Below are 10,920 nucleotides of genomic sequence, written 5' to 3'. Positions count from 1 at the left end.
CTCGTGCCATCGAGACGCAGGTCACCCCGAGGACGAGGAGTCACGGCATGAGCGAGGCATTGGCCAATCTGCTGAACGAGACGCGCCAGTTCCCCCCGCGGCGCGACGGAGTGGGCGGCCGTGGCCGGCGGAGGGCCCCGCGACTACCCTCGTGCCATCGAGACGCAGGTCACCCCGAGGACGAGGAGTCACGGCATGAGCGAGGCATTGGCCAATCTGCTGAACGAGACGCGCCAGTTCCCCCCGCCGGCGAACTCGCCGCGCACGCCAACGTCACCGTCGACGCGTACGCCGAGGCCGAGGCGGACCGGCTCGCCTTCTGGGCAAAGCAGGCCGATCGGCTGGCCTGGTCGAAGAAGTGGGACGAGGTGCTGGACTGGTCGAACCCGCCGTTCGCCAAGTGGTTCGTGGGTGGGCAGCTCAACGTCGCGTACAACTGCCTGGACCGGCACGTCGAGGCGGGCCGGGGCGACAAGGTGGCGATCCACTGGGAGGGCGAGCCGGGCGACACCCGCACGATCACCTACGCCGACCTGCACGAGCTGACCTGCCGGGCGGCGAACGCGCTCACCGAGCTGGGGGTTACCGTCGGTGACCGGGTGGCCATCTACCTGCCGATGATCCCGGAGGCGGCGGTGGCGATGTTGGCCTGCGCCCGGATCGGCGCGGCGCACAGCGTGGTCTTCGGCGGCTTCTCCGCCGACTCGCTGAGCAACCGGATCCAGGACGCCAGCGCCAAGGTGGTGATCACCGCGGATGGTGGTTACCGGCGGGGCAAGCCCTCGGCGCTGAAGCCCACAGTGGACGAGGCGGTGGCGAGCTGCCCGTCGATCGAGCACGTGCTGGTGGTCCGCCGCACCGGCGAGGAGGTGGCCTGGTCGGAGAAGGACCATTGGTGGCACGAGACGGTGGAGACCGCGTCGGCCGAGCACACGGCGCAGCCGTTCGACGCCGAGCACCCGCTCTTCATCCTGTACACCAGCGGCACCACGGCTCGACCGAAGGGCATTCTGCACACCACCGGCGGTTACCTCACCCAGGCGTCGTACACGACGCACGCGGTGTTCGACCTGAAGCCGGAGACGGACGTCTACTGGTGCACCGCCGACATCGGCTGGGTCACCGGGCACTCCTACATCGTGTACGGTCCGCTCTCCAACGGTGCCACCCAGGTGATGTATGAGGGCACCCCGGACACCCCGCACAAGGGCCGGTTCTGGGAGATCGTCGACAAGTACGGGGTGAGCATCCTGTACACCGCCCCCACCCTGATCCGGACGATGATGAAGTGGGGCGACGACATTCCAGCCGGCTTCGACCTGTCGTCGCTGCGCCTGCTGGGCAGCGTCGGCGAGCCGATCAACCCGGAGGCGTGGATCTGGTACCGGCAGCACATCGGCCGGGGTGAGCTGCCCGTCGTGGACACCTGGTGGCAGACCGAGACGGGCTCGATCATGATCTCGCCGTTGCCGGGGGTGACCGCGGCGAAGCCGGGTTCGGCGATGGCCCCGCTGCCGGGCATCGTGGCCGACGTGGTGGACGACCAGGGCCAGTCGGTGCCGAACGGTGGCGGCGGCTACCTGGTGCTGCGCGAGCCCTGGCCGTCGATGCTGCGCACCATCTGGGGTGACGACGACCGGTTCATCGAGACGTACTGGTCGCGTTTCCAGGGCATGTACTTCGCCGGTGACGGCGCGAAGAAGGACGACGACGGGCACATCTGGCTGCTCGGCCGGGTCGACGACGTGATGTTGGTGTCCGGGCACAACATCTCGACGACCGAGGTGGAGTCGGCGCTGGTGTCGCACCCGTCGGTGGCCGAGGCGGCTGTGGTCGGTGCGACCGACCCGACCACCGGTCAGGCGATCGTCGCGTTCGCCATTCCGCGCGGCAGCACGGACATCAGCGGCGACGCGGGTGAGCAGCTCATCGCCGATCTGCGCAACCACGTGGCGAAGACGCTCGGGCCGATCGCCAAGCCGCGGCAGATCATGTTGGTGCCGGAGCTGCCAAAGACCCGCTCCGGCAAGATCATGCGCCGGCTGCTGCGGGACGTGGCGGAGAACCGGTCGCTGGGCGACGTGACCACCCTCCAGGACTCCTCGGTGATGGATCTGATCTCCTCCGGGATGAGCGGCGCCAAGTCCGACGAGGACTGACGGTAGGCGTACCCGAACGGTGGGTGGCGGTCCGGACGGACCGTCACCCACCGTTGTCTTTTATGGAGGTACGTCCGAAACATCGACCAGGTACGTCGGTTAAACAGATAACGCATCGATCACGATCCCGCCGTGCGGGTTGTTCGTCATTTAGTTTCACGCTCGTCGGGCGGCCCCGATGAGCTCCCTGCCCACCGGATCCGGCCGACGTCCTCTCTGCCCGAGAAACGGAGTGGCATGAACAGAAACTCCCATCCGGGGTCGCGTCGACGACTACTCGTCGCGCTACCCGTCATCGCCCTCGCGGCCACGTCACTGACCGTGGGTGGCAGCGCGGCTGCCCAGTCGGCGTCCGGCACCCCCCGGGCGGTGATCGGGGCGGACGAGTACTACATCAACTACGCCGAGCCCGAGGTGCAGCCGGACACCACCGGCCGTGAGGTCAAGGGCAAGGGTGGCGTCTACACCCCTGCCGTGGAGTCCGCGCGCCAGTTCGACCAGAAGCACGCCCGAGGCAACCCGGTGACCGCGCGGCAGCTGGCCAAGGCCGAAGCTCAGTCACTGAAGACGGGCAAGAACCCCCGCCAGTTCAAGAAGGCGCCCACCACCCAGACGGCGAAGCTGCTCACGCTGCTGGTGGAGTTCAACGACAAGGCCAACGACGACTTCACCGACGTCATGGTCCCCAAGACGGTGTTCGAGGACCGCACCTGCGTGCCCGGCACGGTCCAGAACGGCCCGAAGCACAACACCATCCCGAACCCGGCGAACCTGCCCCACGAGGACAACAACTCGATGTGGGTGCCGGACTTCTCGCCGTCGCACTACAACAAGATGCTGTACAGCAAGAAGGGCATCACCGAGCGGGTCCGCACCGACCTGCGCGGCCCGGACGGCAAGAAGGGCGTCGACCTCTCCGGTCGCACCATGCACAACATGTACCTGGAGATGTCCAAGAACGCGTACACGGTGGACGGGCAGGCCAGCCCGTGGATCACCGTGCCGCACTCGGAGGGCTGGTACGCGGCCAACCGCTGCACCCAGGACGAGGACGGCAACTGGGTCCCCGGCCGTGAGCAGTCGATGAACGGCCACCCGGACAACCCGGCCGGCGCGGGCAAACTGGCGGGCGACGCGATCGACGCGCTCGCCGCGAAGGACCCGAGCTTCCCGTGGGCCGACTACGACATCGAGGACCAGGCCGACCGCGACGGTGACGGCAACCTCTTCGAGCCGGACGGCGTGATCGACCACCTCGTGCTGGTGCACGCCGGGCAGGGCAAGTCGCGCGGCGGCGGCGACCAGGGCGTGTACGCCGTCTGGGCGCACTCCTCCTCGGTTCCGGGCGGCTACAGCATCCCGGGCACCAACCTGAAGGTGTCGAACTACATCGTGCAGCCGGAGGACGCCGGGGTCGGCGTCTTCGCCCACGAGTTCGGCCACGACCTGGGCCTGCCGGACCTCTACGACACCTCCGGCAACGCCGACTCCGACGTGGACTTCTGGGACCTGATGGCGTCGGGCTCGCACTCCGGTGAGATCTTCCAGGCGCTGCCGACGCACATGGGCATCTGGGACAAGTGGGTGCTCGGCTGGGCCGACCCGCTGACCATCCGCCCCGGCTCGAACCCGCGTGAGGTCAAGCTCGGCCAGACCTCCCGTACGCCGATCGACTCCGAGGACGGCATCAAGGTCGACCTGCCGGACAAGATCACGACGCTGGCCACGCCGCACAGCGGCACCAAGATGTGGCACAGCAACAACGACCAGAGCTGGGCCGACGTCAAGCTGAGCCGCTCGGTCGACGTGCCGGCGGCGGCCGACGCCAAGTTCTGGATGTGGAACAACTACATCATCGAGGAGGACTGGGACTACGGCTTCGTCGAGCTGTCGACGGACGGCGGTACGACCTGGACCGAGCAGAAGGTGTACGACGAGGCCGGCACTGTCGTCACCACGCCGGACAACTACGGCGACCCGAACGGCCGGATGAACGACTTCGGTGGCAAGAAGTACGGCCTGACCGGCAGCACCGACGGCTGGCGGCACGACTACGTCGACCTGTCGGCGCACGCCGGCAGCACGGTTCAGGTGCGGCTGCGGCTGGCTACCGACGAGGCGTTCGAGGAGCGCAACTGGTTCGTCGACGACTTCTCGGTCACCGGCGGCGGCGCCACCACCTGGAGTGACGACGTCGAGGGCGGCGCCAACGGCTGGACGGCCACCGGCGGCACCTTCGTCGACACCACCGGCGAGGGCTGGACGGTCTCCGGCGGCACCGAGGTGCACGCCCAGTACTACCTGGCCGAGTGGCGCAACTTCGACGGCTTCGACAAGGGCCTGCAGTACGCCTACGACACCATTTACTCGCACGAGGCGTGGAAGGTCGACCGGCTCTCCTACAACGCCCCGGGCATGCTGGTGTGGTACCGGGACACCGCGCTCGGCGACGTCAACCACGTCACCGGGCAGATGACCGCACTGCCCAGCTACGGCGCGAAGGGCGGGCTGCTCATCGTCGACTCGCACTTCGACCCGTACCGGCGTACCGGCGAGGCGGCGGTGAAGGACCCGTCGGTGACGGACAACCTGCCCAGCCGTCCGCAGTCGGCGAACGCGGCGTTCTCGCTACAGCGGACGTACCCCTTCACTGAGTGCCTGGAGGCGGCCGACGAGCCGTACAGCGAGTACTGCACGAAGTTCAAGGGGCAGGCGCCGGTGAAGTCGTTCACCGACGCCAAGGGCTGGTACCCGGGCATCGAGATGCGCGACGGCGCCGCCTACGCCCGGGACAACGACGCGTCGGTGGTGGTGCCGTCGCGGAACAACGCGCCGTACACCACCCGGGTCACCCACCCGGACGGCAGCCCCGCGCCGGAGTTCTACGGCGTGACGCTGGGCGGTGGCGCGATCGTGCTGGGCACCGGTAACCCGGGCGACCAGGGCGTGAACTACGGCGTCTCGCTCACCATCAAGAAGGCGGCGAAGGACAACTCGTCGGCCACGATCTTCGTCACCCCGGCGAAGAAGTGACGGTTTCGCACTGCGACAACTGACGACAGCGGTAGCGGTGGGGCCGACGGCGGAGACGCCGTCGGCCCCACTGTCGTATGTGCGATCACATTAATCGAAAAAGTTCGTTGTATACGTTCGCGTCCCGGTCCGTGCTGGTCAGCGTGGCTGATGAACCGCCGGGGTGTGACGGTGAAAAGCATTCCCAACAAAATCTTGCAACAAATCGACGCGGGCATCTTCCCACCTGTCCCGCCAGTGTCTAAGTTCACCATTGGTCCCACTCGTGGGATCGATCTCCCACCGGCCTGTACCCCCGTTGGGCCGGTTCCCTCACACCGGAGGTACCACGTGCGCAAAGTCGCAGTGGGTCTGCTCGGGCTCTCACTGACGGCGACAGGCCTGGCTTTCGGCCCGTCCGCCTCGGCGGCGCCCCAGCCGAAGTTGCCGACGGCCGCTCCGTCGGTCGCCGAGCCCGCCCATGCGGACCACGACCTGCCGAACCCGCTGGAAGAGAAGCGGCGCGCGCTGCGCGACGAGGGCCTGAGCAAGGTCCTCTCCGGCAAGGCGAAGGCAGAAAAGATCAACGGCAGCACCGTCGTCAAGGTCGGTAGGACCCAGGCCGACGGGGCCGCCGCCCGGACCACCGGCACGGGCGTGGTCCAGACCGAGGACCAGTACGTCGAACTCTCCCGCGAGCGCACCGACAAGATCTTCGTGATCCTCGCCGAGTTCGGCAACGAGCGGCACCCGGACTTCCCGGACAAGAACATCGACCCCGACACGGCTGGCCCGACCAAGTTCGACGGCCCGCTGCGCAACGAGATTCCGGCACCCAACCGGGCGGTGGACAACTCCACAGTCTGGCAGCCGGACTTCAACGCCGAGCACTACCGGCAGCTCTACTTCGGCACCAACCCCGGCGACGAGTCGCTGAAGCAGTACTACGAGGCCCAGTCCTCGGGTCGCTACAGCGTCGAGGGCGAGGTCACCGACTGGGTCAAGGTCAAGTACAACGAGGCCCGCTACGGCCGGTCCGACGACCCGATCCCGGACGACCAGCCGAAGAACCCGGCCAACGACAAGGCGGTCTGCGACAGCAACGTCTGCGACAACACCTGGGAGCTGGTCCGCGACGCCGCCAACGAGTGGGTCGCCGACCAGAAGGCCGCCGGCCGCACCGACGAGGAGATCGCCGCCGACGTTCGGTCGATGGACGAGTACGACCGGTACGACTTCGACGGTGACGGCAACTTCAACGAGTCGGACGGCTACATCGACCACTTCCAGATCGTCCACTCCGGCGGTGACCAGGCCGACGGTGACCCGATCCAGGGTGAGGACGCCATCTGGAGCCACCGCTGGTACGCGTACGCCTCGGACCAGGGCAACACCGGCCCGGAGAACTTCCCGGCCGGCGGCACCGAGATCGGCGACACCGGCGTGTGGATCGGTGACTACACCATCCAGCCGGAGAACGGCGGCCGGAGCGTCTTCTACCACGAGTACGGTCACGACCTCGGTCTGCCGGACGACTACAACGTCATCAACGGTGGCGACAACAACAACGAGCACTGGACCCTGATGGCCCAGAGCCGGCTCGGCGCCAAGAACGACGGTGGCATCGGCGAGCGCGGTGGCGACCTCGGCGCGTGGAACAAGCTCCAGCTCGGCTGGCTCGACTACGACACGATCGGGCTGAACGAGAAGCGCACCGTGAAGCTCGGCCCGCAGGAGTACAACTCGCCGGAGGCGCAGGCCGCGGTGGTCACGCTTCCGCCCCGGGACTACACCTTCTCCAACGGCGCGCCGTTCGCGGGCACCAAGCAGTTCTTCACCGGCAACGAGGACAACCTCAACAGCACGATGACCCGGACGCTCGACCTCACCGGGAAGTCGTCGGCCGCCCTCAGCATGAAGGGCCGCTACAACATCGAGGCCGGGTTCGACTACCTGTTCTTCGAGGCCTCGGTCGACGGCGGCAAGACCTGGGCGACCCTGCCCGGCACCGCCAACGGAAACCCGCTGAAGGAGATCTCCCCCGGGCGGTTCGCCCTGGACGGCTCCAGCAGCGGCAAGTGGGTCGACGTCAACATCCCGATGAACTCCGTGGCGGGCAAGGTCGTGCAGTTCCGGCTGCGCTACCAGACCGACGGTGGCCTGTCCCGGGGCGGTTTCTACGGTGACGCGATCACCGTGACCGCCGACGGTCAGACCGTGTTCACCGACGGCGCCGAGTCGGGCGCCAACGGCTGGACCTTCGCGGGCAAGTTCGAGATCGCCGCGGAGACCTACACCAAGGCATTCGACAACTACTACATCGCCGGCACCCGGTCGTACACCTCGTACGACAAGTACCTCAAGACCGGCCCGTACTACTTCGGCTACCAGAACACCCGGCCGGACTGGGTCGACCACTACGCGTACCAAGAGGGTCTGCTGATCTCCTACTGGAACCTGCGGTGGGACGACAACGACACGTTCGAGCACCCGGGTGAGGGTCGAAACCTGATCATCGACGCGCACCCGCGGCCGCTCTACAACCTGACCGGTGCCCCCTGGCGGGCCCGCGTCCAGGTCTACGACGCGCCGTTCAGCCTCAAGAAGGCGGACTCGTTCACGCTGCACATCAACAGCCAGCCGCAGTACGTCCGTGGCCAGGCTGCGCAGCCGCTGTTCGACGACACCCAGAAGTACTGGTACGAGGAGCTGCCGAACCACGGCGTCAAGCTCCCGGCCACCGGCCGGAAGATCAGGGTCGTGTCGCAGGACGGCATCTACACGAACGTCCGCTTCAACTGATCCTCTGATCAGGCAACACCCGCAACACGGCGATGCCCGGGCAGGTCACCTGCCCGGGCATCGCCCGTATCAGGAGGAGATGCCGTGGCCGACCAGCAGCCCCCCGCCGGCCGTCCGTCGCGCTCCCGCGTCCCGCTGCCCACCCTGGGCCCGCCCACCGGGCCGCCGCGCCGACCCACCGACGCCCACCGGGCCAACGCACTGGCCGGACGGATCACCCGGGGCGGCGACGGTCCCTGCTACGGCCTGCTCACCGACGACGGCCGGGAGTACGCGCTGCACGGCGCCGGCAAGGGCACCTTCACCGTCGGCACGACAGTCCGGGTCACCATCGGGCCGGCCGACCCGGCCGTCGACTGCGGCCCGGGCACCCCGGCCACCATCGTCGACATCAGCCCGGTCGGCTGACCACCGTCGGACGCGCCCGGGCCGGCGATACGGTGGCCCAGCGACGGGGTCCTAGGCTGTCAACCATGACCGACCAGCGCGACGGAGCCGTCGACGAGTCCTGTGTCCTCACCGAGGGGCCGTGGACGCACCGCTTCGTCGGCGCCAACGGCAGCAGGTTCCACGTCGTCGAGGCCGGCACCGGCCCGATGGTGCTCTTCCTGCATGGCTTCCCCGAGCACTGGTGGGCATGGCACCAGATGCTGCCCGCGACAGCCGACGCCGGCTTCCGGGCGGTCGCCGTCGATTTGCGCGGCTACGGTGCCAGCGACAAACCACCACGGGGGTACGACGGTTACACCCTCGCCGCCGACATCGCCGGGTTGATCCGCGCGCTCGGCGAGCGCTCGGCGACGATCGTCGGCACCGGCCTCGGCGGCATGGTCGCCTGGACGGTGGCCTCGTTCCACCCGTCCCTGGTGCGGCGGCTCGTGGTGCTCGGGGCACCGCACCCGCTGCGACTGCGCGCCGCCATCTTCGCCGACCCGCGCGGGCAGTTCGCCGCCTCCACCCCGGCGCTGAAGTTCCAGCTACCCCGCTACGAGCACGTGCTGACCCGGGACGGCGCGGCGGCCGTCGGGGACATCATGCGCCGTTGGGGCGGTCCACACTGGGTGGCCGGCCCGGACTTCGAGGCGTACGCCGAGCGGTGCCGGGAGGCGATGCGCATCCCGCAGGCCGCGTTCTGCGCGCTGGAGGGGTACCGCTGGGCGTTCCGCTCGGTGCTACGGCTGCACGGCTACCGGTTCGTCCGCCTGATGCAGAAGCCGCTGGCCACCCCGACCCTGCAACTGCACGGCGCGTTGGACTCCGCCTCCCTGCCCCGGACCGCCCTGGGCTCCGGCCGGTACGTCGTCGCACCCTACGAGTGGCGGCTGCTCGACGGGGTGGGGCACTTCCCGCACCTGGAGGCGCCGGAGCTGGTGCTGGGCGAGATCCTGCGGTGGACGAAGAGCTGACCGGTCAGACCCGCTGCTCCCGCAGGTCGGTGACCTCGGCGGCCGGTGCCCAACCCTGGTAGACGCCGAAGTCGAAGACCTCCAGCCGCATCGCCTCGGCGACCGGCCAGCGGCCACCGGTGTACTCCACCCGCAGCCAGGCGTCGTGCTCGCCGAGCACGATGAACGGCTGCCCCTGCCAGGTGCAGGTGGTCCGCACGTACGCCAGATCCTCGATCTCGCTCGCCGGCAGCACCCGGACGTAGCGGCCCGGGCGGACCTCCTCGAAGCCCTCACCCGGCTCGGGCTGGTAGAGCCGGATGTCGTCGCCGTCCGGGCTGGCCTGGTATTCCCGGCCCTGCCAGCGGGCCACGTAACCGTCGCGCATCACGCCTCACCGACCCGTCGCCAGACCACCGCGTCGTGTCCAGCTCCGCGACCACCCGCTCGGTGCCGTCCGCGCCGATCCGCCACAGCTGGGCCCCGTGTGGGAGCCGCGCGCTGTCCACCTTGAACTCGGCCACCACGTCGCTGCTCTCGCCCGGGGCGAAACCGTTGCCCCGGAACGGCGGGCGCTCGATGACCCAGCCCTCCATGGCCCGCATCGCCGGCTCGTTCTGTCCGCCGTACGGAATCCGGTAGAGGCTCGGTCGGTGCGCCGGCCACCGCAGCACGTAGATCTCCTCGGCGTCCCGGGCGAACGGGGAACCGGGGTAGTTGAGCCCGAGCGCGTCGTGCACCTGAGCCGGCGTGGTCAGGTGGGCCAGCTCGCCGGCCCGGTGCACGAACCCGGAGACCCGGTCGTACCCCCGATCCAGGTAGTACGCGAGCTGGCTCGGCGCGATCGCCTTCTGCATGACCGTCGGTCGGGTCGGGTCGACCGCCGCGGGGGCGTAGCGCGGGCGAGCGGTGGGTTCCGCGGCAGCCGGCGCTTCCTCCTGGTCGACCTCCAGGTCGTCCCCGAGCCCCACCTCGGCGGCCCAGTTGGCCAACGCGACGATCTGTTCGCCGGGCAACTTGGCACCGACCGGCGTGCCCGGGTTGACGGCGAACGACCAGTCCTCGTCGGGCCAGCGCCGGATCAGTTGGGCGAACTTCACCCGGACCGTGTCGACGTCGCCCTCGACGTGGTCGGCCAGGCGCTCCGGCGACGTGTAGACCACCACGTACGTCTCGTCGTCGAGTTGTGCCGTCTGCCAGACGAAGCCGGAGTCGCCGGGGCGGCTCCCGCGCGTCGAGTCCGGTGCCGCTGGCAGCAGCACCCGGGCCAGGAGCAGGGTGGACAGGAACGTGTCGGTGCTGCCGGAGCTGGCGGCGGCGAGCAGGTCCTCCTCGACCGTGTTGGCCGGCTCGAACTCGACAGGCGCCGGTGCGTCGGCCGGCGGGCGCTGCTCGTCCAGCGGGATCGTGCGCTCGGCGCCGGCCTCGTGGTCGACCCGGTCCGTACCGGTCACGCCGACCGGCGACCCGCTGACGGCGCGATCGCCACCGGCCGCGTGCCGACGCGGTCGTCGACACGCACGCCGTCGGTGTGGCCGGCCGCTGCCGCGGGCGCGGTGTAC

The 10,920-nt window shown here is 69.1% G+C and carries 5 protein-coding genes and 2 pseudogenes; 5 read left to right on the top strand and 2 right to left on the bottom strand.

Annotated elements, in window-relative coordinates; genetic code table 11:
* The first annotated feature begins 195 nt into the window (after positions 1-195).
* The 5 genes and pseudogenes from acs (at position 196) to JM949_RS28485 (ending at position 9,379) form a co-directional block, all read left to right on the top strand.
* Positions 196-2,159, top strand: a pseudogene (acs, locus tag JM949_RS28505) (acetate--CoA ligase).
* Between the two features lie 237 nt (positions 2,160-2,396).
* The gene (locus tag JM949_RS28500) at positions 2,397-5,192 is read left to right on the top strand and encodes an immune inhibitor A domain-containing protein (protein WP_203151267.1); all 2,796 of its coding nucleotides are present in this window, start codon (positions 2,397-2,399) and stop codon (positions 5,190-5,192) included.
* Positions 5,193-5,537: 345 nt separating this feature from the next.
* Positions 5,538-7,973 (top strand): immune inhibitor A domain-containing protein, encoded by a 2,436-nt coding sequence (locus JM949_RS28495; RefSeq protein ID WP_203151268.1) that lies wholly within the window; start codon positions 5,538-5,540, stop codon positions 7,971-7,973.
* Positions 7,974-8,057: 84 nt separating this feature from the next.
* A complete protein-coding gene (locus tag JM949_RS28490) occupies positions 8,058-8,381 on the top strand; it encodes a hypothetical protein (RefSeq protein WP_203151266.1) in 324 nt (107 codons plus the stop codon).
* A gap of 65 nt (positions 8,382-8,446) precedes the next feature.
* Positions 8,447-9,379 carry an alpha/beta fold hydrolase gene (locus JM949_RS28485; protein ID WP_203151265.1) on the top strand — a complete coding sequence of 311 codons (933 nt, stop codon included), beginning with the start codon at positions 8,447-8,449 and terminating at the stop codon, positions 9,377-9,379.
* Between the two features lie 4 nt (positions 9,380-9,383).
* On the opposite strand, the gene JM949_RS28480 is transcribed toward JM949_RS28485, so the two are convergent.
* Both JM949_RS28480 and JM949_RS28475 read right to left on the bottom strand, forming a co-directional pair.
* A complete protein-coding gene (locus JM949_RS28480; RefSeq protein WP_203151264.1) occupies positions 9,384-9,749 on the bottom strand; it encodes a hypothetical protein in 366 nt (121 codons plus the stop codon).
* A pseudogene (locus tag JM949_RS28475) lies at positions 9,746-10,920 on the bottom strand (SseB family protein); the annotation flags it as partial. The gene JM949_RS28480 and the pseudogene JM949_RS28475, both read right to left, overlap by 4 nt.

The sequence above is a fragment of the Micromonospora tarensis genome, from assembly GCF_016803395.1.
Taxonomy (GTDB): Bacteria; Actinomycetota; Actinomycetes; order Mycobacteriales; family Micromonosporaceae; genus Micromonospora; species Micromonospora tarensis.
Note: the sequence above shows the minus strand (reverse complement) of the source record. Positions and strands in the feature narration are given on the sequence as shown.